The following is a 23,924-nucleotide window of genomic DNA, read 5'->3' as shown; positions in this document are numbered from 1 at the left end:
CGGCGGTCAGATCCGCGTCCTGGGATCGAGGACGTCGCGCAGACCGTCGCCGAGCAGGTTGAGGCCGAGCACAACCGCGATGATCGCAAGCCCCGGGAAGATCGTGATCCAGGGAGCGACGATCATGAAGTCCCGCCCATTCGCGATGATGTTGCCGAAGGAGGGCGCCGGCGGCGGGGGGCCGACACCGATGAAGGACAGCGCCGCCTCGGCCAGGATCGCGATCGCGAAGACATAGGTCAGCCGCACGATCAGCGGACCCGTGACGTTGACCAGCACGTGCCGGAACAGGACGCGCAGCTCGCTCGCGCCGAGGGCGCGCGCGGCCTCGACATACTCCATTTCCCGCACCACCAGTACGGAGCCGCGCACGATGCGCGCCGTATGCGGCGTCGTCGCGATCGAGAGTGCAATCACCACGTTCGTCACCGATGCGCCCATGACGGCCGCGATCGCCATGGCGAGCAGGATCGCCGGGAACGCCATGATCGCATCCATCAGCCGCATGATGGGTTCATCGAGCGCGCGGAAGAATCCGGCTACCGCGCCGATCGCGGTGCCGAAGATTCCAGTGACGACGACCGTCGAGGCGCCGATGATGAGAGAGATCCGGCCGCCATGCAGGATGCGCGAGAGGATGTCGCGCCCGAAATGGTCGGTGCCGAACCAGAATATCTCGCCCGGTGGCTGCAGGCGGGTGCGGAAGTTGTTGCGGAGCGGATCGTGGGGCGCGATCAGCGGCGCGAGAACAGCGACCGCAACGATGAGGGACACCACAACCGCGCCGATGACGAAGGACCGATTGCGGAGCAGCCGACGCCAGGTCTCGCCGAGCGGGGTGGAGACGGTGTCGCTCATGCCAGCCTTACCCGCGGATCGACCGCCGCATAGAGGATGTCGACCACCAGGTTCACCAGCAGATACACGACCGCGAGGAACAGGAGCCCGCCCTGGATGACCGGGAAGTCGCGCGAGAGGATCGCGCCGATGATCAGGCGGCCGACGCCCGGGATCGAGAACACCTGTTCGATCACCACCGTGCCGCCGAGCAGGGCGCCGGCGATGATGCCGGTGACGGTCAGAAGCGGCACCAGTGCGTTCGGCAGGCCGTGGCGCAGCACGACATAGGTGCGCGACAACCCCTTGGCGTCGGCGGTTCGAACAAAATCCTGGTTGAGCACATCCAGCATCGAGGCGCGGGCCATGCGCGCGACGAATCCCATCTGGGTCAGGGCGAGGGCGAGGGAAGGGAGTGCGATCGAGCGCGCCCACTCCATCACGCCCTGCTCGATCGGGGTGAAGCCGCCGGTCGGGAACCAGCCGAGGCCGAGAGCGAACACGACCACGAACACCAGGCCGAGCCAGAAATCGGGCACCGACAGGCCGAACAGCGCGGTTGACATGACGATCTGGTCGGGCCAGCGGTTGTGGAACAGCGCGGCCAGGATCCCCGCCGTGACGCCGAGCATGACGGCGAGGGTCAGGGAGATCGCCGCGATCGACAGTGTGACGGGCAGGCGTTCGAGCAGGGCCTCCGTCACGCTCCGGTTGAGCAGAATTGACTGGCCGAGATCGCCGGAAAGGACGCGTCCGTACCAGTCGAGCATTTGCAGCGGCAGCGGCTTGTCGAGCCCGAGCGCGACACGGAGCCGGCCCACCTGCTCCGGCGTCGCGCTTGCCTCGAGCAGCACGGTGGTCGGGTCGCCCGGCACGAGCCAGATCAGTCCGAAGGTGAGCAGCGAGACCAGGAGGAGCACGACGGCCGACCCGGCCAGCCGTCGTGCCAGGAAGCGAATCAAAGCGCCCGTTCCGCGCGCATCCCTCGGGCGGGGTCAGGCATCGAGCGTCACGCCCCACATGCGGGGGATGCGGTAGGGCTTGAAGTCGCGCAGCCGGGCGGTCGCGGCCTGGAACAGGCCGTAGTTGCCGGCCTTGATCGCCACCGCATTCTCCCACATGTGGCGCTGGAACTCGGTGAAGATGCGCACGCGCGCGGACTGCTCCATCGCGGCGTTGAGTTCCGCGAACCAGGCGTCGATCTTCTCGTCCTTGCGGATCATCGAGGTGCCGCCGACCCATGGCGCCATCACCGAGGCCGGCCCCTCGAACGGCTCGATGCCGAAGCCGTGGCACCAGAAGTTCCATCCCTGCGGCGTGAAGCCCAGCCGACTGACCGTCGGCCAGTCGGATACAGAGATGTCGATATTGACGCCGAGCTCCCTGACGCGCTGCTGTACGACCGTTGCGGTGTCGATGTTCGAGCGGTTGTTGTCGACGATGAAGGTGAGGCGCTCGCCGCGGTACCCCGAGCGTCCGAGCAGGGCGCGCGCCGCAGCGAGATCGGGCTTGTTGTACCGTTCGGTGCCCTGGGCGGTGTGATAGGGCGAGCCCGGGTAGATCCAACTGCCGTCGAGCTGGTAGATGTCTGGAAAGGCGATCGCCATGATCTCCTCCATGTCGAGCGCCGACATCACGGCGAGACGGAAGTTGAGATCGCCCGTCGCTCCGAGAGCGTGGTTGAACTTGATCACCTGCATCGAGAACGGCAGCAGGCGATAGATCGTGAATCGGGCATTGCCCCGCAGGCGCTGGGCCGTCGGCCCGTCCACCGTCTCGACGAGATGGACCTCTCCTGCCTCCAGGGCCGCGGCGCGCGCACCGAGTTCAGGCATGAACCGGAACAGGACACTGTCGAGATGGACCTCCTTGCGCCCGGCGAAGCCGTCGGGGCCAGTAGCCTTGGGGTTCGGCACGTAGCCGTCGAACCGCGCGAGGCGCACGTGACGGTCCGGGAGATACTCGACGAACCGATAGGGGCCGGTGCCGATGAAGGCGATCTGGTTGGCGGGCTTTGCCGCCTCCGCCGCCGGATAGATCGCGATCGGCGCACGCGGGCTGGACAGGTTGTCGAGGAAGGTCGACTGTACCTGTTTCAGCCGGATCGTCACCTCGTGGGAACCGGACGCGGTGACGCTGTCGATCGCCGCGAGAAGGTTGGCGGATGCGCCGATCTGACGGTAGCGCTCGATGGACGCGACCACGTCCTGCGCCTCCATGATCGCGCCGTTGTGGAATCGGACGTCGCGGCGCAGCGGGAAGACGTATGTGAGCCCGTCTGACGAGATGTTCACCGTCTCCGCCAGTTCCGGCACCGGGCGGGCGTTCTCGTCGCGCGCGAACAGCGTCTCGTACATGTGCAGGTTGATGTTCCGCGCCGCCTGCGCGGACGTCACGTGCGCATCGAGCGACGGCGGCGCCTGGGTGATTGCGATCACCGCGTCGCCGCCGCGGCGCTGAGCGATCGCGGGGGCGGCGACGGCGCTGGAGGCCAGCAGGCCCGCGCCGAGGCCGAGGGTACGCCGACGAGTGAGTTCAGTCATGACGAAGCTCTCCCTTTGTCGCCGCGCCGAGTGCGCCGCAGTCTTGCCTGCATGGTCGTATGATTGTATACGATCAGACGTGCCGTCAAGAGACACGCCCGCGAAAGATCCTCCTGCATGAAGCACGTCGCGCGCCGCGCCGCCGGGCAGTCAGGTGCCCAGGACCCTGAGCTGTGGCCGCAGCTCGTGCCGCAGACGCTGGTCGAGAAGGTCGCGGAAACGGTGATCGCCCAGGCCGCACGCGGTGTGATCCTGCCCGGCGATCGCATCGTCGAAAGCGAACTCGGCCGGCGGCTCGGCGTGAGTCGCGTACCCGTGCGCGAGGCACTGCGGATGCTCGAGAGCCAGGGCATCGTCGTCAACGAACCCTACAAGGGGATCCGGCTGCGCGAAGTCACGAACCGGCGCGTGCACGATCTGATCGAGGCGCGCACCGCGCTCGAAACGACGGCCGCGCATCGCGCTGTCGATGCGGGACGCCATCTGCCGCCCTGGACCGCAGCGGTCGAGGCGGCCACGGAGACGATGGCGGAAATGGCGGCACGCGGCGACGCCTATGGCTTGGCGGCGGCCGACACCGCGTTCCATCGCGCTCTCTGCATGCTCGGCGGCAACGGCGTCATCGTCGATCTGTGGGAGACGCTTGCGCAACAACTGACGATCATCTTCGGCCTCGCCACCAGCGGCAAGACGATGCCGTCGGTGGTCGACGAGCATCGTGAGCTGCTCGCAGCCCTCCGGACCGGAAGGAAGCGACGCATCGCCGAAGCGTTGCACACCCACATCACGGTGATGAACGTTTCGGTCGATTACGAGGCGATCGTCGCGGCACACCGGGAAGCACGCGGTGCGCGGCGCGCGGAGGTCGCATGACGCCCGCAGGCACGCGCGCGCTCGCGCCGATGCGTATCCGCAAGGTCGCGGCGCTGCCGCTGGTCGGCGAGAGCCCCAAGGGCGGATGGTCCGCCGAGATCCGGCCGGAGGACTCCATCCATGCGTTGGTCGCCGTCCACACGGATGGCGGCATCTCGGGCTACGGCAGCGTCTTCACCAATGGTCCGCTCGTGCAGGCGGGCTTGCGCGTGCTCGAGCCGCTTCTGCTTGGCGAGAACGCGCTGGAACCTGAGCGCGTCGCCGAGAAGCTGCACCAGAACACCTTCTGGATGGGGCGTGGGGGTACGCTCACGCACACGATCAGCGGCGTCGACATCGCGCTGTGGGACATCCTCGGCAAGGCCACGGGGATGCCGGTAGGCCGTCTTCTCGGCGGCACCTACCGCAGTCACGTCACCGCCTACTGCTCGCTCCTGATGGAGGAACCCGCGCGCATGCGCGACGTCGTCGCGACCTATCGCAGCCGGGGGTTCCGGGCCTTCAAGATCGGTTGGGGTCCTTTCGGACGGGCCGATGATGTGCGCCTCGATGAGGCGATCGTGGCGGCGGCGCGCGAGGCGGCGGGGCCGGAGGCGAAGCTGTTCGTCGACGCGGGGGCGTCGGACGCGTTCTGGCCGCAGGGATTCAAATGGGCCAAGCGCACGGCCGACATGCTCCGGGCCCATGAGGTCGGCTGGTTCGAGGAACCGCTGCGCCCCGACGCCATCGACGAGTACGCCGAGCTCAGGCGCTGCTCGCCGGTGCCGATCGCCGGTGGGGAGGTGTTGACGCGACGACAGACCTTCCTGCCGTGGCTCTCGCGCGGCGCGCTCGACATCGTCCAGCCCGACGTGACCAAGGTCGGTGGCATCAGCGAACAGCGGCGGATCGCCTGGATGGCCTACGATTTCGGCGTGAAGTATGTCGGCCACGGCTGGAACACGGCACTCGGTCTCGCCGCCGACCTCCAGATGGCCTCCGCCTTCCCGGAGACCGATCTGGTGGAGTTCATCGGCGGCAGCGCCTATGTCGACGACCTCCTGGATGCGCCCTTCGCGTTGGATCGAGAGGGGCGCCTCGCGATTCCGGATCGGCCGGGGCTTGGCGTGACCTTGGACCCCGACCGGGTGGCCCGCTACACGCCTGACGTGTCGCTGCTCGATCCTTGACCCGGGCTGTGCGCCCTGAGCCCGCGGAGACCGTCCGAGGCCTGCCCGAAGACGGTGAAGGCCGATGGCAGTTTTTTTGCCTTCGCCGGACGTCGATGCGCGCGGCAGGGCCGGCCGGATTGTCGGGCCCCGAGCGCCTAGACAGCCCGTGCCCCGGCCTCGGCGAAGCCGCGCAGGCGCGTCGCGATCACCTCACCGACCGCCTCCACGGCCGCGCGGCGGGGGAAGCGCGCCCGCCAGACGATCCGCACGGTCCGTCCCGCCGGTACCGCCAGCGGCCGCAGCACGATGCCCGCATCCTGCGCCGCTCCGGCGGCGAGGCCCGGGACGAGCGTCGTGCCGTAGCCCGCCGCCACCATGTTCAGCAGTGTCGACAGGCTCGCCGCGCGCAGCGTTCCGCCTGAGCCGTCCCCGCGCCCGCAAACGGCCAGCGCCTGGTCGCGCAGGCAGTGCCCATCCGCTAGGACCAGGATGTCGCGCGCCAGCTCGGTCTCCGCCACCACGTCCCGTCCGGCAAGCGGATGCTCGGCCGGCAGCGCCGCGAGGAACGGTTCGGCGAACAGGGAGCGACTCGCGAGATCCGATCCGTCCACCTCGGTTGCCAGCAGCGCGGCATCGAGGTCATGCGCCCGCAGTCGTTCGAGCAATGCCGCGGTCTGGTCCTCCCACGGCTCTACCTCGAGCGCGGGCAACGCCTCGCGCAGCGGGGCAAACACAAGCGGCAAGAGATACGGCGCGAGGGTCGGAATGATCCCGAGCCTGAGCCGTCCCGCCAGCGGGTCGCGCAGGGTGCGCGCCTCTGCCAGCATTGCGTCTGCCTCCGCGACCGCCGCGCGCACATGACCGATCAGTCGCTCGCACGCGGTCGTGGGCACCACCGCCCGGCGCGTCCGCTCGAACAGCGCGACGCCAAGGAGGGTTTCGAGCTTGCGGATCTGCACGGAGAGCGTCGGCTGGCTGATGCCGCAGGCCGCCGCAGCCCGACCGAAATGCTGATGCTCGGCCACTGCGAGCAAGTAGCGGAGATCGCGGAGATTCATCGGATCCAGACAGCGCTCATGATAGATGAAGCCTATCATGGTGATTGAGATGCAGGGCTTCCTTTTATCCTCTGCCTGCCGCTAACCTCACACCCGTTTGCGGACGGGCGCGCGCCGGCAGAGCGGTTGCCTCACCCTTGGCGTCCTCTGCCCGGTCGCGCCGTTCGCGTGGCACCGGTCCCTCGCGATGCGGCACTCGGATCGTCCGAGCGGCGGTCGCGATCTTGCGCACCACGTCTCGCAACAGAGGCAACGACGGAGAGGAAGATGGACGGCACAATCGGCCAAAGCGGCAGCAAATGCCCGATCATGCACGGCAAGCCGACGGCTGCGCGGTTCTCGACGCGGTCGAATCGCGACTGGTGGCCGAATGCGCTCAATCTGCGCATGCTCAGCCAGCATTCGTCCAAGTCCAATCCCATGGACCCGGGGTTCAACTATGCCGAAGAGCTCAAGAAGCTCGACTTCGAGGGGCTCAAGAAGGACCTGATGGCGCTGATGACGGTCAGCCAGGACTGGTGGCCGGCCGACTGGGGCCATTACGGCCCGCTCTTCATCCGCATGTCCTGGCACTCGGCGGGCACCTATCGCACGGCTGACGGTCGCGGCGGCGCCTCCAACGGCGCGCACCGCTTCCCGCCCGAGAACTCCTGGCCCGACAACGCCAATCTCGACAAGGCGCGCCGGCTGCTCTGGCCGATCAAGCAGAAATACGGCAACGCGATCTCCTGGGCCGACCTGATGGTGCTCGCCGGCACGGTCGCGATGGAGCACATGGGCCTCAAGACCTTCGGCTTCGCCTTCGGCCGCGAGGACATCTGGGAGCCGGAGGAGGACATCTACTGGGGCAAGGAGGACACCTGGCTCGGCGACATGCGCTACTCGGGCGACCGCGAGCTCGAGAATCCGCTCGCCGCCGTGCAGATGGGCCTCATCTACGTCAATCCCGAAGGCCCGAACGGCAACCCGGACCCGGTCGCCTCGGGACGCGACATCCGCGAAACCTTCGCGCGCATGGCGATGAACGACGAGGAGACGGTCGCGCTGACGGCCGGCGGCCACACCTTCGGCAAGTGCCATGGCGCGGGCCCCGCCTCGCATGTCGGCCGCGAGCCGGAAGCCGCTCCGCTGGAGCAGATGGGCCTTGGCTGGAAGAGCACCTTCCGGTCGGGCAAGGGCGGCGACACCATCACCTCCGGCATCGAGGGAGCTTGGACGCCGAACCCGATCAAGTGGGACAACGGCTACTTCGACATGCTGCTCGGCTACGACTGGAAGCCCGTGAAGAGCCCGGCGGGGGCCTGGCAATGGGTCCCGACCGACCCGGCCGCGCATCACCTCGTCCCTGATGCGCATGACCCGACCAAGCGCAACCCGCCGATGATGACGACGGCGGACATGGCGATGAAGATGGACCCGATCTACCGGCCCATCTCCGAGCGCTTCCACAAGAACCCCGACCAGTTCGCCGAGGCCTTCGCGCGCGCGTGGTTCAAGCTGACGCATCGCGACATGGGGCCGAAGGCGCGCTACCGCGGCCCGTGGGTGCCGAAGGAGGATCTGATCTGGCAGGACCCGGTGCCGCCGGTGACGCATCCGCTGATCGGTCCGGCCGAGATCGTCGAGCTCAAGCAGGCGATCCTCGCGACCGGGCTCTCGGTGCCGCAGCTCGTCTACACCGCCTGGTCCTCGGCCTCGACCTTCCGGGGCTCGGACCGGCGCGGTGGTGCGAACGGTGCCCGTATCCGGCTCAGCCCGCAGAAGGACTGGGAGGTGAACCAGCCGACCGAGCTTGCCCAGGTGCTCGCCAAGCTCGAAGAGGTGCAGAAGGCGTTCAACGCCAAGGCACCGGGCGGCAAGCAGGTGTCGCTCGCCGACCTGATCGTGCTCGGCGGCTGCGCGGCGGTCGAGAAGGCAGCGCATGCGGCGGGTCATGACATCACGGTGCCCTTCGCCCCGGGCCGCACGGACGCGACCGCCGAGCAGACGGACGCGGCGTCCTTCGCGGTGCTCGAGCCCGAGGCGGACGGGTTCCGCAACTACCGCAAGGCCCGCTATACGGTCTCGGCCGAGGAGCAGCTCGTGGACAAGGCGCAGCTCCTCACGCTGACTGCGCCGGAGATGACCGTGCTGGTCGGCGGCATGCGCGCGCTGGGGGCCAACTACAAGGGCTCCACGCACGGTGTGCTGACGGCGCGGCCGGGCATGCTGACCAACGACTTCTTCGTCAATCTGCTCGACATGGGCACCGAGTGGTCGCCCACCGACGAGACGGCGGAGGAGTTTGAGGGCCGCGACCGCAAGACCGGCGCGGCGAAGTGGACCGCCACGCGGGTGGATCTGGTGTTCGGCTCGAACTCCCAGCTCCGCGCGCTGGCCGAGGTGTACGGCCAGGCCGATGCGCAGGCGAAGTTCGTGAAGGACTTCGTCGCGGCCTGGACCAAGGTGATGAACCTCGACCGGTTCGACCTCGCCTGATCAGGGCGGCAGGCTGTCCGGGCGCGGGTGCTCTGCCCTGCGCCCGGGCATCGCCTGCGTCTCGCGCGACGCAATCCCGATGACCCGCGCTGTGTGGGCGATCGGGTGTTGCCCGCCCTTCGGCTTGGCAGCACCCTCGGCAGGCCGGCTCAGACGGGGGACCCTATGCAGGACGTCATCGCCCAGCTCGCACCCACCGGAGTGCTGCGCGCGGGGATCAACCTGAGCAACTTCCTGCTCGTCTCGGGCCGCAGCGCTTCGGGCGAGCCTGAGGGGGTCTCGCCCGACATGGCACGCGCCGTCGCCGAGCGGCTCGGGGTTCCGGTTCAGCTCGTGCCCTACCCCAGGCCCGGTCTGTTGGCGGATGCCGTCGGCACCGGGGCGTGGGATATCGGCCTGATCGGCGCGGAGCCCCAGCGCGCGGAAAGGATCGCCTTCACCGCGGCCTATGCCGAGATCGAAGCGACCTATCTGGTGCCTCCGGGTTCGCCGATCGTCTCGTCGGCCGAGGTCGATCGGCCGGGTGTACGGATCGCCTCGACCGCCCGGGCGGCCTACGACCTCTGGCTCGAGCGGAACATCCGCCATGCCACCGTCATCCGCACGGAGAGCATCGACGACGCCTTCCGCCGCTTCGTGGACGACGGACTCGATGTCCTCGCCGGCCTGCGTCCACGCCTGCTGAAGGATGTCGAGGCGCTGCCCGGCGCGCGCATCCTGGAGGGCAAGTTCATGGCGGTGCAGCAGGCGATCGGCACTGCGCGCGAGAACGCAGCCGGCGCGGCCTTCCTGCGCGACTTCGTCGAGGAGGCCAAGGCATCGGGGTTCGTCGCCGCGCTGATCGCGCGCCACGGTGTGCGCGGTCTGTCGGTCGCACCACCCGCGTAGCGGCGGCGGCCCGCGGACCCGTCAGCGTCCTTCGCGCCTCGGCGCCGGTGCGACCAGCATCGGCGCGAAGCCGAACAGGAACAGTCCGAACGCCACAATCCAGGCCAGAGCGGCGAGCGCGAGCGCCGTTGGATACGGCATGACCGCGCCGCCGAAACTGCGGAGCAGGGCGGCACCCAGCACGAGGGCGTAAGCGACGACGGCGGCGCGCGGCGCGACCAGGTCCCGCCCGGTGTGGCCCAGCGTGGCGCGCGTCATCACGGCCAGGATCATCAGCGCGATCGCGCCGCTCGCCTGGAGATGCAGCCAGGCGGATGCCCAGGCCGCATCGGCCAGCAGGAATGCCGCCTTGACCGCGAGCGCGGCCGGGATCAGCAGATAGGCCAGATGCAGCACCCAGAGGATGGGCTGCCCGAGCGTCTCATGCCCGCGCCAGCGCACGAGCCGCGTGAGCGTCAGCAGGGCCGCGGCCGTGGCAACCGCTCCTGAAATCGTCGAGTTGGGAACGATCAGGTCGACCACGACCACAGCGCCGAGCGCCACCATGCCGGCACGGTCGATCGACGGCCAGGGCGGCGATCCGGGTGTCCGCCCGGTCTTGCGCAGGGCGTTGAGGGTGAAGGACGGAACGATCCGTCCACCGATCAGTCCGACCAGCGCGAGAGCGACGTTGAGGGCGAGACGCTGCCCGGTCGCGAAGGTGTCGGCGGTCCAGCCCGCGATCTCGGCGAGCATCAGCGCATCGCCGGCCCAGAACGCCAGCACCAGCGCCGGCGGACCGAAGAGCCGGGGCGAGCCCGCCTTGATCAGTGCCGGCAGGATCGTCAGCAGCAGCGCGGGAAGCGGCAGGAGTCCGATCGTGGCGGCGACAGGCGGCGCCACCGGCGAGCCCGGCAGGAGCGCCAGCCGCGCGGCGAGGTAGAGCCCGGCCAGCAGCACCAGCGGGGCGCCGGCATAGCCGCGCCGCCCCGTCCAGTTGGGCACGGCCGTCAAGAGGAACCCGGCGATCGCGGCGCCGATGAAGCCGGCGATCATCTCGTGGGCATGCCAGCGCGCGATCGGCAGCGGGCCGTCGGGCAGCCTCGCGCCATCCAGCGCTGCGATCCAGACCAGCATCGCCACGACCGCCCAGAGGCCGGCGAACAGGAAGAACGGGCGAAAGCCGTGACTGAACAGGGCCATCAGTGGCGCCGCCGCCATCCGGCGGCGCGCTTCGGTCACGGTCACGGCGCGCCTCCGACGGCCGGCGCGGGGAGCTGGGCCGCGTCGATCTGGCGGAACGGACCGCGCGGCGTCTCGGCCGCCATCAGCACGCCCCAGGTGAAGTCGAAGTACCAGCCATGCAGCGCGAGCCGGCCCGCAGCGACGCGCTCGGCGATCCACGGATAGGTCATCAGGTTGCGCAGGCTCACCAGCACGGATGCCTTCTCGGCATGACGGGCGAGCAGCGCGGGTTCGGCTTCGGTCGCCAGGCTCTGCACCTCCTCGCGCGCCTCTGCCAGCAGTCCGACCCAGCGCCCCATGAACTCGAACCGCGGATCGGCGTCGCCGAACTCCATCAGACTGCGCACGCCGCCGCACATGGCATGGCCGAGCACGACGATATGGCCGACCTCCAGGCCCTTGACGCCGAACTCCAGGGCCGAGGAGACGCCGGCCAGCCGTCCGTCGGGCATGTAGGGCGGCACCAGCGCGGCGACGTTGCGGATCACAAACAGATCGCCCGGGCCCGAGTCGGTGATCATCTGCGGGTCGGCGCGGCTGTCGCAGCAGCCGACCACCATCACCTTGGGCCGTTGGCCGTCCCAGACGAGTTGATCGAACAGCGAGTGGTCGGTCTCGAAATAGGCGGCACGGAACCTCTCGAAGCCCTGCACCAGCCGGGCGAGTGCGGCATCGGGCGTTGTCACTGCACCAGCGGCGTCGTGGCCCCGTCCATCGCCACCCCCTCGATCTGCGCGCGGCCTGCCAGCACGGCGATGAACTGGTGCACCGCGCGACGCCAGGACGCGTCGTGCAGGTAGCGCGCGACCGTGTCACGCACGGCCTCAAAAGGAAGCTCGCGCGGCTCGGCGCGCTGGTGCAGCCAGAGGATGTGCATGCCGTAGCGGCTCTTCACCACCACCGGGCAGATCTGCCCAGGGGCCATCGCGGCAAGGAAGGTCTCGACCTCGGGTACCAGGCTGCCGCGCGTCACCTGGCCGAGCCGGCCGCCATCCTTCCCGGACGGGCAGGCGGAATGCGCCCGCGCCAGCGCCTCGAAGCTGTCGCGATCGGCCAGCACCTGCGCGAGCAGGTCCTTCGCCCGTGCCTCGGCGGCCGCGCGCGCCTCCTTGTCCTCGGGATCCGCCGCGATCAGGATGTGGCTCGCCTCCCAGAGTTCCTTGGTGCGGAAGCGGCTGCGGTTGGCCTCGTACCAGCGCCGGAGGGTTGCCTCGTCGGCCTCGGGGACTGCGACTGCCTGTTCGAGCAGCGCCTCGATCACCGCCTCGTCGGGCAAGAGCTCGCTGTCCGGATCGGCCTCGATCCCCCGCGCTTCCGCCTCGTCGAGCAGCAGGCGGCGCACCACCAGCGAGCGCGCCGCCTCCTGCCACGCCGCCTCGGCCGAGGGCGCGGGATGGTGCTGCATCTCGGCCGCGATCTCGCGCTCGCCGATCTCGGTGCCGTTGACCCGCAGCGTCATCGCGCTCACTCCGCGGCGGTTGGGCGCGGGGCCGCCACCGGCCCCGGCCGGCGGGTCGCGCCACCGCGGCGACGCACGATCTGCCAGGACCGGAACAGGTACCAGACCGGGGCCGAGAAGATGTGCACCAAGCGCGAGAAGGGGGTGAGCAGGAACAGCGTCATGCCCATCACGATATGGAGCTGGAACGGCCAGTCCGCGCCGCGCACGAAGTCGGCCGCGCCGGCCTGGAAGGTGACGATGTGCTGCGCCCACATCGAGAGCTGCACCATCATCGAGCCGTCGCGGTGGCCGAGCGAGAACGGCAGCGTGATCAGCCCGAGCGAGAGCTGCACCCAGAGCAGGATCAGGATGGCGATATCGACGCCGGCGCTGGTACGGCGGATGCGCGGGTCGTAGAGGCGGCGGTGCAGCAGCAGGGTCAGACCGATGAAGCAGATCGTGCCGAACACGCCGCCCAGAACGATCGCGACCATCTGCTTCTGCTGCACGGTGATGAACGCCTCGTAGATCCATTTCGGCGTCAACAGGCCGAACAGATGGCCGAAGAAGATCGCGAGGATGCCGATATGGAACAGGTTCGAGCCCCAGCGGAGCTGGCGCGCGCGCAGCATCTGGCTCGATCCCGAGCGCCAAGTGTACTGGTCGCGGTCGAAGCGGATCAGGCTGCCCACGAAGAACACGCCCGCGCAGAGATACGGGTAGATGCCGAACAGGAAGTCGTGCAGGTAGTCGGTGAACAGGTTCCAGGCGCCCATGGAGCGATCCTCCGCCTCAGGTCTTCGCTGCGGCGCGCTGCGCGCGCAGCCGCTTGATCATCGCCGCGACCTTCGCCCGCGCCCCTTCGCGGTTCGGGTCGCTCTCGGGCCCGAAGGTCACCGGCGCATCCTCCCACTCGCGGTCGATCGCCTCCGGATCGTCCTCCTCGGCCGCAGCCTTCGCCTGCGGTGTTGCGCCGGCTTCCGCGAGCGCCGCGGCGATCACCGCGGCGTAGGCGCGCGCATCCGCCGTGCCGCGTCCGGCAAGGCGGGCGTGCAGCTGATCGAGGATCGGCACGGCCTGTCCCAGCAGATCGCGCGCGAGCGCAGGTGGGGCGATCGCGAGGAACTCGAGGAACAGCGGCAGGTAGTCCGGCAGTTCGTTCGGCGGCGGCGCGTAGCCGGCCGACTGGTAGGCCTCGGCCAGCGCCACCATGGCCGGGCCGCGGTTGCGGGTGTCGCCGTGCACATGCTCGAACAGATGCAGCGAACACGACCGGCCGCGGTCGAACAGCGCGGAATACGCCTCCTGCCGGTCGAGCAGATCGCCCATGGCGAGGCGGCGGCAGAGCCGGCCGAGCGCGGCCGCGTGGCGCGGTGCGAAGCCCTCCGTGCCGAGTGCTGCGGTGATCTCCGCCAGCGCCCCGCGCAGCGCCTCGTCCGGGTAGTGCAGCAGCGCGGAGAGGATGCGGAAACGCCGGTTCATCGCCGGGTCTCCTGCGGCTCCACCGCCTCCTCGACGCGCGGCGGCGCCATCCGCCCCGCCGACGGTCCGAGCGCCGAGAACAGGTTGCCGACGCTGCGGCCGTCGTAGCAGCCCTGACCGAAGCTGAAACCGCAGGCCGACTTCAGGTCGAACGCGTTCTCGGCGTATTCGCGGTGCGTGGAGGGGATGACGTAGCGATCCTCGTAGTTGGCGATCGCGAGCGTGCGGTACATGTCGTCAACCTGCGCCTGGGAGAGCCCGACCGCGTCGAGCACCGCCGTGTTGCGCCGCCCTTCGACCGTGCGGTCACGCATGTGGATGCGCATCGCGAACATCCGCTGCAGCGCGTGCACGACCGGCGCCTCGGCGCCTGCGGTGAGCAGGTTGGCGAGGTAGCGCACAGGGATGCGCAAGCTCCCGATATCCGGCAGCCCGTCCTTCCAGCCGACATGCCCGGCCTCGATCGCCGACTGCACGGGGCTGAGCGGCGGCACGTACCAGACCATCGGTAACGTGCGGTATTCGGGGTGCAGCGGGAAGGCGATCTTCCAGTCGATGCACATCTTGTAGGTCGGGCTGCGGCGCGCCGCGTCGAGCCAGGCCTCGGGGATGCCGTCGGCGCGCGCCTGGGCGATCACTGCCGGATCGTTCGGATCCAGGAAGATGTCGAGCTGGGCGCGGTAGAGGTGCTGCTCGTTCGCGACCGAGGCCGCCTCCGCGATCCGATCCGCGTCGTAGAGCAGCACGCCGAGATAGCGGATCCGGCCCACGCAGGTCTCGGAGCAGACGGTGGGTTCGCCCGCCTCGATGCGCGGGTAGCAGAAGATGCACTTCTCGGCCTTTCCCGACTGCCAGTTGTAGTAGATCTTCTTGTACGGGCAGCCCGAGACGCACATGCGCCAGCCGCGGCACTTGTCCTGGTCGATCAGGACGATGCCGTCCTCCTCGCGCTTGTAGATCGAGCCCGAGGGGCACGAGGCGACGCAGGACGGGTTGAGGCAGTGCTCGCACAGCCGGGGCAGGTAGAACATGAAGGTGTTCTCGAACTGCCCGTAGATCTCCTTCTGGATGCCCTCGAAGTTGTAGTCCTGCGAGCGCTTGCGGAACTCCGTCCCCAGGATCTCCTCCCAGTTCGGGCCCCACTGGATGTCCATGCGCTCGCCGGTGATCAGCGACACCGGGCGCGCGACCGGCATCGCCTCGCTCTCCGGCGCGGTCTGCAGATGCGTGTAGTCGAAGGTGAAGGGCTCGTAGTAGTCGTCGATCTCCGGCATCGCCGGGTTGGCGAAGATGTTCGCCAGGATGCGCCACTTGCCGCCCTGGCGCGGGATGATCTTGCCGTTGGCCTTGCGCTTCCAGCCGCCCTTCCAACGCTTCTGGTTCTCCCAGTCCTTCGGATAGCCGATGCCTGGCTTGGTTTCGACGTTGTTGAACCAGGCGTATTCGACGCCCTCGCGGCTGGTCCAGACCTGCTTGCAGGTGACCGAGCAGGTGTGGCAGCCGATGCACTTGTCGAGGTTCAGCACCATCGCGATCTGGGCGCGGACCTTCATGACCTGACCTCCTTCCCGCTCGCGTCTTCTACTCGGCCGCCTTGAGGTCGGCCGCCTGGTGCGTCACGCGCGGCCCGTCCAGCCAGGCGACGTTCGCCATCTTGCGCACGATGACGAACTCGTCGCGGTTGGTGCCGATCGTGCCGTAGTAGTTGAAGCCGTAGGATTGCTGCGCATAGCCGCCGATCATGTGGGTCGGCTTGGTGACTGCACGCGTGACGCTGTTGTGGATGCCGCCCCGCGCGCGGGTGATCTCGCTGCCCGGCACGTTCACGATCTTCTCCTGCGCGTGGTACATCATGATCATGCCCTTGGGCACGCGCTGACTGACCACCGCGCGGGCGCAGAGCGCGCCGTTGAGGTTGAACGCCTCCACCCAGTCATTGTCCTCGATCCCGACCTCCTTCGCGTCCACCTCCGAGATCCAGACGATCGGGCCGCCGCGCGAGAGCGTCAGCATGATCAGGTTGTCGGTGTAGACCGAGTGGATGCCCCATTTCTGGTGCGGGGTGATGAAGTTGAGCGCGATCTCCTTATTGCCGTTCGGCGCGCGCCCGGCCATGGCTTGGTGCGCCTTCAGATCGACCGGAGGCCGGTAGAGGCAAAGCGCCTCGCCGAAGGCCAGCATCCACGGATGATCCTGGTAGAGCTGCTGGCGGCCCGAGAGCGTCCGCCACGGGATCAGCTCGTGCACGTTCGTGTAGCCGGCGTTGTAGCAGACCTCCTCGCTCTCGAGCCCCGACCAGATCGGCGAGGAGATGATCTTGCGCGGCTGCGCGACCACATCGCGGAAGCGGATCGCCTCATGCTCCTTCGGCTTGGCGAGATGGGTGTGATCGCGTCCCGTCGCCTTGCCCAGGGCCTCCCAGGCCTTCACCGCGACATGGCCGTTGGTCTCGGGCGCGAGATGCATGATCACTTCGCAGGCATCGATGTCGGTCTCTATCCTGGCGAGCGGCTGCTCCACGCCGGGCACCTGGGTCGTCCCGTTGAGGTGGCGCAGGAATTCGACCTCCTGGTCGGTCTTCCACGCCATGCCCTTGCCGTTGTTGCCGACCTTCTCCATCAACGGCCCGAGCGCGGTGTAGCGCGCATAGGTGTTCGGGTAGTCGCGCTCGATCACCGTGATGCCCGGCATGGTCTTGCCTGGGATCGGCTCGACCTCGCCCTTGCGCCACTCCTTCACGACATGCGTCTGGCCGAGCTCCGCCGGGCTGTCGTGCATCAGCGGCGTCAGCACGACGTCCTTCTCGCGGCCGAGATGCCCCTTGGCGAGCTCCGAGAAGCGCTTGCAGATCCCCTTGAAGATCGCCCAGTCGCTGCGGCTCTCCCAGGCCGGGTCCACCGCCGCGGTGAGCGGGTGGATGAAGGGATGCATGTCGGAGGTGTTGAGGTCGTGCTTCTCGTACCAGGTTGCGGTCGGCAGCACGACATCGGAGTACATGCAGGTCGTGCTCATGCGGAAATCGAGCGTGACCAGCAGGTCGAGCTTGCCGCGCGGCGCCTCCTGATGCCAGGCGACCTCCTCGGGCTTGGCGCGCCCCTCCTCGCCGAGATCCTTGCCCTGCACGCCGTGCTGCGCGCCGAGCAGGTGCTTGAGGAAGTACTCGTGGCCCTTGCCCGAGGAGCCGAGCAGGTTGGAGCGCCAGACGAACAGGTTGCGCGGCCAGTTCTGCGGATGATCCGGGTCCTCGCAGGACATGGTGATGCGGCCGTCCTTCAGCCGCTCGATCAGGTAGGCCGGTGCCTCCTTGCCTTCGGCAGCGGCGGCGGCGGCGATCGTCAGCGGATTGACCGCGAGCTGCGGCGCGGACGGCAGCCAGCCCATCCGCTCCGCGCGCACGTTGAAGTCGATCATCGCGCCGGTGAGCTTCTGTGGCGCGGTGGGCGAGAGGATCTCGTTCACCGTCACGGTTTCGTAGCGCCACTGGTCGGTGTGCGCGTACCAGAACGAGGTGGAGTTCTGCTGCCGCGGCGGCCGCGCCCAGTCGGTCGCGAAGGCGAGCGGAATCCAGCCCGATTGCGGCCGCAGCTTCTCCTGACCCACATAGTGCGCCCAGCCGCCGCCCGACTGACCGATGCAGCCGCACATCACCAGCAGGTTGATGATGCCGCGGTAGTTCATGTCGGAGTGGTACCAGTGATTCAGCGCCGCACCGAGGATGACCATCGACTTGCCCTTGGTCTTCTCGGCGTTGTCGGCGAACTCGCGCGCCACCGTGATGATCTGGTGCGCGGGGATGCCGCACACGGCGGAAGCCCAGGCCGGGGTGTAGGGCGCGTTCGCCTCGTAGCTCGCCGCCCCGTCGCCGAAGCCGCGCTCGACCCCGTAATTGGCGAGGAACAGGTCGTAGACCGTCGCGACCTTGGCCTCGCGCCCATCAGCGAGCCGCAGGGTGGTGACCGGCACGGTGCGCGTCACCGTTTCGCCGAGCGCGGTCGGGTTGAAGAAGGGCTGCGCATGGTCGCCGAAATAGGGGAACACGACCTGCGCCGCCGCTCCGCCGTCGATCAGCGAGAGCCGCGGCGTCACCACCTCGAGCGTGCGGGCGTCGCGTCCCTCCAGGTTCCACTTGCCCTGCTCGCCCCAGCGGAAGCCGATCGAACCCGTGGGGATATAGGGCGCACCCGTCGCGTCGTCGATCGCGACCGTCTTCCAGTCCGGGTTGTTGGTCTGGCCGGCATTCTCCGGCAGATCCGAGGCGCGCAGCTGGCGGTCGGGCACCAGCCGGCCGTCGCGCTCCGTCAGCAGCACCAGCATCGGCATGTCGGAGTAGCGGCGGCAGTAGTCGAGGAAGTAGTCGCCGCGCCCCTTGGCGTGCCATTCGGTCAGGATCACGTGACCCATCGCCATCGCGAGCGCGGCATCCGTGCCCTGCTTCGGATGCAGCCAGAGATCGGCGAACTTGGACGCCTCGGAGTAGTCGGGCGTGACGGTGACGACCTTGGTGCCGCGATAGCGGGCTTCCGCCATGAAGTGCGCATCGGGCGTCCGTGTCTGCGGCACGTTCGAGCCCCACATCATAATGAAGCCCGCGTTGTACCAGTCGGCACTCTCCGGCACGTCGGTCTGCTCGCCCCAGGTCTGCGGCGACGATGGCGGCAGGTCGCAGTACCAGTCGTAGAATGACATGCACACGCCACCGATCAGCGAGAGGTAGCGACTGCCGGCGGCGTAGCTCACCATGCTCATCGCCGGGATGGGCGAGAAGCCGATCACGCGGTCAGGGCCCCAGGTCTTGACCGTGTGCACGTTCGCCGCCGCCACGATCTCCTCCGCCTCCTCCCAGGAGACCCGCACGAAGCCGCCGAGGCCGCGCGCGGACTGGTATTCACGCCGCTGCGCGGGATCGTCCTGGATCGACTTCCAGGCGAGCACCGGATCGCCGTGCTTGGCCTTGGCCGCGCGCCAAAGCTGCACCAGCCGCTTGCGCACCATCGGGTACTTCAGCCGGTTGGCGCTGTAGAGGTACCAGGAGTAGGAGGCGCCGCGCGAGCAGCCGCGCGGCTCATGGTTCGGCAGGTCGGGGCGCGTGCGCGGATAGTCCGTATGCTGCGTTTCCCAGGTGACGATGCCGCCCTTGACGTAGATCTTCCACGAGCACGAGCCGGTGCAGTTCGCCCCGTGCGTCGAGCGGACGATCTTCTCGGTCGCCCAGCGCGTGCGGTAGGCATCCTCCCAGGCGCGGCTCTCGGTCGTCACCTCGCCGTGGCCGCCCGAGAACGTGCCGGCATACTTCCTGAAGAAGGTCAGGCGGTCGAAGAAGTGGCTCATCGATCTCGCTCCGTCATGATCCGGGTCAGCATGGGTTGGGCGCGTTGCACCGCGCGTAGTACCACCAGTTCAGCGCGATGCAGGTGGCGAAGTAGGCGACGCACCAGTAGAAGAACGGATTCGGGTTGCCGAAGTAGGCGAAGCTCTGCCCGACCAGGATGCCGGCAGCGAACGGACCGTAGGCGGCCATCGCGGCGGTCCAGCCGATCACGCCGGCGGCCTGGCGCGGCGGGAACAGCATGGGCATCTGCTTGAAGGTCGAGGCGTTGCCGATTCCGGCGAAGGTGAACAGGCCCAGCATCGTCGCGAGGAAGTAGGGGAAGCTCGCCATCGAGGTCGGCGTGGTGAAGAACGGCACCGCCGCCGCGCAGATCAGCATCCCGACCCCGGCCCACTGCGTGACGCGCGCTCCGCCAAGCCTGTCGGTGACCGGTCCACCGATCACGCGCGAGACGGAGCCGATCAGGGGGCCAAGGAAGGCATACGTCAGTGGGTCTGGCGCGCCCGGCAGGCCGCCGTAGCACTGGCGGATCAGCAAGGGGAAGACGGCCGACATGCCCGAGAAGATGCCGAAGGTCATGATGTAGAGCACAGTCATGATCAGGCCGTGCTTCAGCCTGAAGATGTCGAGCTGCTCGCGGAAGTTGGCGCGCACCGGTACCGACCGCAGCAGCCACCACGCGGCCGCGGCACCGAGCACAATCAAGGGTACGTAGATCGCGGTGGCGTTCTGCGGCCACAGCGTCCGCACCTCCCCGGCCGCCGTACGGAACGGCATCCCCTCGCCGAAGATGCCGTTCGCCAGGGCGAAGCCGATCACCCATGGCGTGACGAACTGTACCACGCTGACGCCGAAATTGCCGACCCCAGCCTGGATCGCAAGTGCCGTGCCCTGGAGCCGCTTGGGGAAGAACAGGCTGGTGGACGGCATGAAGGAGGAGAAGTTGCCGCCGCCGAGACCCGCGAGGAAGGCGAGCAGCATCAGGATCCAGAATGGCGTCGCCGGGTTCTGCACGGCGAAGAACCAGCCGATCGCGGGGATGAGCAGGGACAGGGTGGAGACTGTCACGACCTGTCGGGTGCCCATGATCGGCGTCAGGAAGGTATGGAGAATGCGCAGTGTGCCACCGGCGAGCCCCGGCATCGCGGTAAGCCAGAACAGCTGCCCGGCGGTGAGCGGGAAGCCGAGTCCGGGCAGGCGCACCACCAGCGCGCTCACCACGAACCACACCATGAATGCCAGTATCAGGTTGAACGTGGTTACGATCAGCGTCCGCCACGCGAGCCGTTTGCCGGTCTGTTCCCAGAACGTCTCGTTCTCGGGCTCCCAGCGCGCAAGCCACGAACCGCCGGAGTGTGGTGCCGTGGTGGCGCCTGAATGGGTGGCCATTGCGGCCTCCTTGGGTTGCGATGCCATCGGTCAGGCGCGGGCCGGCTCGGTCGCCCGCGGAGGCTGTTGCACGCGCAGCCGTTCCAGTTCCGCGCGCAGCTGCTCGAGTTCGGGCAGATCCTTTGGTCCGGCGAGGGCCGGGAACTTCTGCCGCTCCATCAGCCGGATCGCACCGTGCATCCAGATCAGCGACACGGAGACGATCAGGAACAGCAGCATGAAGCAGGAGGTCCAGACGCCGATCAGGTCGTTCATGGCGCCGAACATGATCGGCAGGACAAAGCCACCGAGGCCACCGATCAGCCCGACCACTCCGCCCACGCTGCCGACATGATTCGGGTAGTAGACGGGGATGTGCTTGTAGACCGCTGCCTTGCCGAGGCTCATGAAGAAGCCGAGCGCGAAGGTCAGGACGGTGAAGGGGATGAAGCCGATCGCGATGGTGAACTCCATCGGCCCCTTGATGCCGTAGACCGTGTAGGTGGTCGCCGGGTAGCTGAGGAAGAAGGTGCAGATGACGGAGCCGATGAAGGTCCAGTACATCACCGCGCGCGCACCGTACCTGTCGGACAACGTGCCGCCGAGGATGCGGAAGATCGACCCCGGGACCGAGTAGGCTGCACCGAGCAGGCCGGCGGTGACGATATCGAGCCCGTAGACGCCGACATAGTAGCGCGGCAGCCAGAGCGCCAAAGCCACGAACCCGCCGAACACGAAGAAGTAGTACAGACTGAAGCGCCAGACCTGGAGCTTCTTCAGGGGCTCCAGCATCGCCGATATCGGCTCGGGCTTGATCCCTGCCGCCCTGCGGGCGGCGAGCTGCGGGTCGTCCTTGGTCGAGAACCAGAAGACCACGGCCATGACCAGCAGGCCGAGCGCCCAGAGCTGCGCCACGGCCTTCCAGCCGAACGCGACCATCACCACGGGCGCGAGGAACTTGGTCACCGCCGCGCCGACATTGCCCGCGCCGAAGATGCCGAGCGCGGTCCCCTGCTTCTCCTTCGGGAACCATTTCGAGACATAGGCGATGCCGACCGCGAAGGAACCGCCGGCGATCCCGACCCCGAGTGCGGCGATCAGGAACGTGGTGTAGTCGTAGGCGAAGGTTAGCAGGAACGTGGCGATCGCGGCGGCGATCATCACCCCGACATAGACGATGCGACCGCCATACTGATCGGCCCAGATCCCCAGGATCAGGCGGATCAGGCTGCCGGTCAGGATCGGCGTGCCGACCAGCAGGCCGAACTGCGTGTCGTTCAGATCCAGATCGCGTTTGATCTGCACGCCGATGATCGAGAAGATCGTCCAGACCGCGAAACAGACGGTGAAGGCAAGGGTGCTCATCCACATCGCCGTCTGGGCGTCACGCGGATGCACCTGACTGGTCGTTTGGATCATCGCTCCGGCTCCGCTCCCGCCGGCATTGCGGCCGCGGGTGCGTGCAGGCTGGCGCTGGCGTGCCGGGCATCCCTTGCGTTAGGTCAAGGGGAGACGTGGAGCGCGCAGTTTCTTTCTTGCTGCACCGCACCCGTCAAGTTTCTAATTGACGAACGTCAAGAAATGGTCCGCTGAGGAGGGGCGATGCCGCAGAGCAGCACGCTGACATTGGTCCGTGAGACCGAGCTTGCCCACCGCGTCGGCGAGGCCGTCATGATGCGCCTGGTGAACGGCAGCGTCGTACAGATCCTGCCGCCACGCGCGGTGCTGTTCGAGGAAGGCGCGGAGCCCGAGTTCGTGCACCTCGTGCTGTCGGGCCGCGTGGGGCTGGTGGCGTCCGGTGGGACGGCGCAGGAGGCGGTGATCGAGATCTTCGGCGCGGGATCGTTACTGGTGGTGCCCGCGGTGATCCTGTCCTTGCCCTATCTGGTGTCGGGCGTCGTCCTGGCGGAGTCGCGCATCCTGCTGATCCGGGCCGACCTGTTCCGTCAGGTTCTCGACGACGAGCCGACGCTCGCCCGGGCGGTGGTGGACATGCAGGCGCAGCACTGGCGTCTGCTCATCGAGCAGATCAAGGACCTCAAGCTCAGGGATGCACCGCAGCGGCTGGCCCAGTGGTTGCTGCGCGAGCTGGAAGGGCAGGTGGGGCACCTGATCCAGATCAGCGAGCCGAAACGCGGGGTCGCGCGCCGGCTGGGCATGAGCCCGGAGAGCTTTTCACGGGCGATCGCCGCACTCGAGGAAGGGGGGGCGATCCGCGTTGATCGTCGGTCGATCACTGTCGTTCGGCGCAGTGCCCTGGAGCGTGCGGCCGGCCTGCTCAGCGCCTAGGCTGAGGGTCCGTTCGCCTGCTTGAAGCGAGGCGCGCAAGGGCGGGCGGTGGTGGGGCGCAGGTGGCGTCGAGCCGGCGTTTCCTCGCCACGTCTGCCGACACCGGCCTGGATCGGCACCGTGTCGCCGCCCTTTCCGTTGTCCCAAGCTGTGGCGTGATCGACTGAACATAGGGTGCGTAGCGGCACCCTTGCTGCGGCTCGCCGAGGTGCCCTTGAGCCACCGCCGAAACGTGAAGCTCGAGGTCGCCATCGGCGGCCAACCGACATCGACCGTCCTGGCGTTCACCGGCGGCTGGACAACCGGGCACATGCCGTTGCGCCCGATCGTGCGGGGCGGCGGCGGCTCTCAACAACACTCTGCCGACGTCGGCCTAGCGCAGCCCGTCGCGCCCTTCGATCTCGTTCACGGTCAGCCCGCCGATCCGCGGCAGGGGCCGGCCGCTGTCGGTGACCACGAGCGCGACCACGATCTCGTCGCGTCGCGGCGCGTCGGGCAGGCGCACCTCCATCGCGTCGAAGTGGCTGCGCACATAGGCCGCATCCTTGTGGCCGAGCGGCACGTCGATCGGGGTGCCCATGCCGCCGCGCTTCTTGGCCGACGGGATCAGCGCCGCACCCTTCTCCAGCACCGCGCGCACCGGCGCGCCAAGCTTCGGGTGGAGGATCGCCGCTGCGTGTTCGAGCTCGCCATCCTCGCCGACGATCGCGGCCTTGCCATAGCTGTGCGCCGCCCCTCCGGGGATGCCGAGCGCGGCCACCGCACGTTCGGCGAGCAGCCGCCCGAGCATCGCCCCCACCTCGACGAGCTCGGTCAGGTCCTCGACATGCCGCCCGGCGAAGGGATTGCCGATCACCGCGACGGCCGCGGCCTTGCGTGTCGGCGGCGCAACCGCCTGGTCGCCCTCGCGATGCGTCTCCTCGAGGATCACGGTGAGCTTGCGGATCAGCGCGTCGGACATCG

General features: G+C 68.3%; 19 protein-coding genes. 5 read left to right on the top strand and 14 right to left on the bottom strand.

What is annotated here, in order from left to right:
• Positions 1 to 6: 6 nt before the first annotated feature.
• Genes F563_RS0105025 through F563_RS0105015 form a run of 3 tightly spaced genes read right to left on the bottom strand, consistent with a single transcriptional unit; the run spans position 7 to position 3,380 of the window.
• Positions 7 to 858 (bottom strand): ABC transporter permease, encoded by an 852-nt coding sequence (locus tag F563_RS0105025; protein ID WP_019013556.1) that lies wholly within the window; start codon positions 856 to 858, stop codon positions 7 to 9.
• Positions 855 to 1,799 (bottom strand): ABC transporter permease, encoded by a 945-nt coding sequence (locus tag F563_RS0105020; RefSeq protein WP_019013555.1) that lies wholly within the window; start codon positions 1,797 to 1,799, stop codon positions 855 to 857. Before F563_RS0105020 ends, F563_RS0105025 begins: the two co-directional genes overlap by 4 nt.
• A 33-nt stretch (positions 1,800 to 1,832) precedes the next feature.
• Positions 1,833 to 3,380 (bottom strand): ABC transporter substrate-binding protein, encoded by a 1,548-nt coding sequence (locus F563_RS0105015; RefSeq protein WP_019013554.1) that lies wholly within the window; start codon positions 3,378 to 3,380, stop codon positions 1,833 to 1,835.
• 117 nt (positions 3,381 to 3,497) lie between these two features.
• Here F563_RS0105015 and F563_RS0105010 point away from each other — a divergent pair, with 117 nt between their 5' ends.
• Positions 3,498 to 4,253, top strand: a complete 756-nt coding sequence (locus F563_RS0105010) for a GntR family transcriptional regulator (RefSeq protein WP_019013553.1) — start codon at positions 3,498 to 3,500, stop codon at positions 4,251 to 4,253.
• On the top strand, positions 4,250 to 5,422 hold the full coding sequence (locus F563_RS0105005; protein ID WP_019013552.1) for a mandelate racemase/muconate lactonizing enzyme family protein: 1,173 nt from the start codon (positions 4,250 to 4,252) through the stop codon (positions 5,420 to 5,422). The genes F563_RS0105010 and F563_RS0105005 overlap by 4 nt, the downstream gene beginning before the upstream one ends.
• 137 nt (positions 5,423 to 5,559) lie before the next feature.
• On the opposite strand, the gene F563_RS0105000 is transcribed toward F563_RS0105005, so the two are convergent.
• Positions 5,560 to 6,462, bottom strand: coding sequence for a LysR substrate-binding domain-containing protein (locus tag F563_RS0105000; RefSeq protein ID WP_035574772.1), 903 nt, complete (start codon positions 6,460 to 6,462; stop codon positions 5,560 to 5,562).
• A 267-nt stretch (positions 6,463 to 6,729) separates the two neighbouring features.
• Between F563_RS0105000 and katG the strand changes: the two genes are divergently transcribed.
• A complete protein-coding gene (katG, locus tag F563_RS0104995; RefSeq protein ID WP_019013550.1) occupies positions 6,730 to 8,940 on the top strand; it encodes a catalase/peroxidase HPI in 2,211 nt (736 codons plus the stop codon).
• Positions 8,941 to 9,105: 165 nt separating this feature from the next.
• Positions 9,106 to 9,828: a transporter substrate-binding domain-containing protein gene (locus tag F563_RS0104990; RefSeq protein ID WP_019013549.1), complete on the top strand. Its 723-nt coding sequence runs from the start codon at positions 9,106 to 9,108 to the stop codon at positions 9,826 to 9,828.
• Positions 9,829 to 9,849: 21 nt separating this feature from the next.
• On the opposite strand, the gene F563_RS0104985 is transcribed toward F563_RS0104990, so the two are convergent.
• From F563_RS0104985 to F563_RS0104945, 9 genes are read right to left on the bottom strand one after another with little or no spacing between them, the layout of a single operon-like run.
• The gene (locus F563_RS0104985) at positions 9,850 to 11,055 is read right to left on the bottom strand and encodes an NnrS family protein (protein WP_019013548.1); all 1,206 of its coding nucleotides are present in this window, start codon (positions 11,053 to 11,055) and stop codon (positions 9,850 to 9,852) included.
• Positions 11,052 to 11,738 (bottom strand): carbonic anhydrase, encoded by a 687-nt coding sequence (locus F563_RS21600; protein WP_019013547.1) that lies wholly within the window; start codon positions 11,736 to 11,738, stop codon positions 11,052 to 11,054. The genes F563_RS0104985 and F563_RS21600 overlap by 4 nt, the downstream gene beginning before the upstream one ends.
• A complete protein-coding gene (locus F563_RS0104975) occupies positions 11,735 to 12,511 on the bottom strand; it encodes a peptidylprolyl isomerase (protein ID WP_019013546.1) in 777 nt (258 codons plus the stop codon). The genes F563_RS21600 and F563_RS0104975 overlap by 4 nt, the downstream gene beginning before the upstream one ends.
• Positions 12,512 to 12,516: 5 nt before the next feature.
• The gene (gene narI / locus F563_RS0104970; RefSeq protein ID WP_019013545.1) at positions 12,517 to 13,269 is read right to left on the bottom strand and encodes a respiratory nitrate reductase subunit gamma; all 753 of its coding nucleotides are present in this window, start codon (positions 13,267 to 13,269) and stop codon (positions 12,517 to 12,519) included.
• Between the two features lie 16 nt (positions 13,270 to 13,285).
• The gene (gene narJ, locus F563_RS0104965) at positions 13,286 to 13,975 is read right to left on the bottom strand and encodes a nitrate reductase molybdenum cofactor assembly chaperone (RefSeq protein ID WP_019013544.1); all 690 of its coding nucleotides are present in this window, start codon (positions 13,973 to 13,975) and stop codon (positions 13,286 to 13,288) included.
• Entirely contained in the window at positions 13,972 to 15,528 is a 1,557-nt protein-coding gene (gene narH, locus F563_RS0104960; RefSeq protein ID WP_019013543.1) for a nitrate reductase subunit beta, read from the bottom strand. The genes narJ and narH overlap by 4 nt, the downstream gene beginning before the upstream one ends.
• A 28-nt stretch (positions 15,529 to 15,556) precedes the next feature.
• Positions 15,557 to 19,303: a nitrate reductase subunit alpha gene (locus F563_RS0104955; RefSeq protein ID WP_019013542.1), complete on the bottom strand. Its 3,747-nt coding sequence runs from the start codon at positions 19,301 to 19,303 to the stop codon at positions 15,557 to 15,559.
• A gap of 25 nt (positions 19,304 to 19,328) precedes the next feature.
• A complete protein-coding gene (locus tag F563_RS0104950) occupies positions 19,329 to 20,693 on the bottom strand; it encodes an MFS transporter (RefSeq protein WP_019013541.1) in 1,365 nt (454 codons plus the stop codon).
• 30 nt (positions 20,694 to 20,723) lie between these two features.
• Positions 20,724 to 22,091 (bottom strand): MFS transporter, encoded by a 1,368-nt coding sequence (locus tag F563_RS0104945; protein WP_019013540.1) that lies wholly within the window; start codon positions 22,089 to 22,091, stop codon positions 20,724 to 20,726.
• 183 nt (positions 22,092 to 22,274) lie between these two features.
• On the opposite strand from F563_RS0104945, the gene F563_RS0104940 reads away from it, so the two are divergent.
• Positions 22,275 to 22,961, top strand: a complete 687-nt coding sequence (locus F563_RS0104940; RefSeq protein ID WP_019013539.1) for a cyclic nucleotide-binding domain-containing protein — start codon at positions 22,275 to 22,277, stop codon at positions 22,959 to 22,961.
• 373 nt (positions 22,962 to 23,334) lie between these two features.
• Here F563_RS0104940 and F563_RS0104935 read toward each other — a convergent pair whose 3' ends face one another.
• Positions 23,335 to 23,922 (bottom strand): amino acid synthesis family protein, encoded by a 588-nt coding sequence (locus F563_RS0104935; RefSeq protein WP_035574765.1) that lies wholly within the window; start codon positions 23,920 to 23,922, stop codon positions 23,335 to 23,337.
• Positions 23,923 to 23,924 lie beyond the last annotated feature (2 nt).

The sequence above is a fragment of the Elioraea tepidiphila DSM 17972 genome (assembly GCF_000378465.1).
Lineage (GTDB): Bacteria > Pseudomonadota > Alphaproteobacteria > Acetobacterales > Acetobacteraceae > Elioraea > Elioraea tepidiphila.
The sequence above is the reverse complement of the archived record's forward strand: the minus strand, read 5'-3'. Positions and strand labels throughout refer to the sequence as shown.

Bases quoted from the DNA above. Each gene is read 5' to 3' on its own strand.
- F563_RS0105025 (WP_019013556.1), bottom strand. From the start codon at position 858: ATGAGCGACACCGTCTCCACCCCGCTCGGCGAGACCTGGCGTCGGCTG.
- F563_RS0105015 (WP_019013554.1), bottom strand. From the start codon at position 3,380: ATGACTGAACTCACTCGTCGGCGTACCCTCGGCCTCGGCGCGGGCCTG.
- F563_RS0105010 (WP_019013553.1), top strand. From the start codon at position 3,498: ATGAAGCACGTCGCGCGCCGCGCCGCCGGGCAGTCAGGTGCCCAGGAC.
- F563_RS0105005 (WP_019013552.1), top strand. From the start codon at position 4,250: ATGACGCCCGCAGGCACGCGCGCGCTCGCGCCGATGCGTATCCGCAAG.
- F563_RS0105000 (WP_035574772.1), bottom strand. From the start codon at position 6,462: ATGAATCTCCGCGATCTCCGCTACTTGCTCGCAGTGGCCGAGCATCAG.
- katG (WP_019013550.1), top strand. From the start codon at position 6,730: ATGGACGGCACAATCGGCCAAAGCGGCAGCAAATGCCCGATCATGCAC.
- F563_RS0104990 (WP_019013549.1), top strand. From the start codon at position 9,106: ATGCAGGACGTCATCGCCCAGCTCGCACCCACCGGAGTGCTGCGCGCG.
- F563_RS0104975 (WP_019013546.1), bottom strand. From the start codon at position 12,511: ATGACGCTGCGGGTCAACGGCACCGAGATCGGCGAGCGCGAGATCGCG.
- narI (WP_019013545.1), bottom strand. From the start codon at position 13,269: ATGGGCGCCTGGAACCTGTTCACCGACTACCTGCACGACTTCCTGTTC.
- narJ (WP_019013544.1), bottom strand. From the start codon at position 13,975: ATGAACCGGCGTTTCCGCATCCTCTCCGCGCTGCTGCACTACCCGGAC.
- narH (WP_019013543.1), bottom strand. From the start codon at position 15,528: ATGAAGGTCCGCGCCCAGATCGCGATGGTGCTGAACCTCGACAAGTGC.
- F563_RS0104955 (WP_019013542.1), bottom strand. From the start codon at position 19,303: ATGAGCCACTTCTTCGACCGCCTGACCTTCTTCAGGAAGTATGCCGGC.
- F563_RS0104950 (WP_019013541.1), bottom strand. From the start codon at position 20,693: ATGGCCACCCATTCAGGCGCCACCACGGCACCACACTCCGGCGGTTCG.
- F563_RS0104945 (WP_019013540.1), bottom strand. From the start codon at position 22,091: ATGATCCAAACGACCAGTCAGGTGCATCCGCGTGACGCCCAGACGGCG.
- F563_RS0104940 (WP_019013539.1), top strand. From the start codon at position 22,275: ATGCCGCAGAGCAGCACGCTGACATTGGTCCGTGAGACCGAGCTTGCC.
- F563_RS0104935 (WP_035574765.1), bottom strand. From the start codon at position 23,922: ATGTCCGACGCGCTGATCCGCAAGCTCACCGTGATCCTCGAGGAGACG.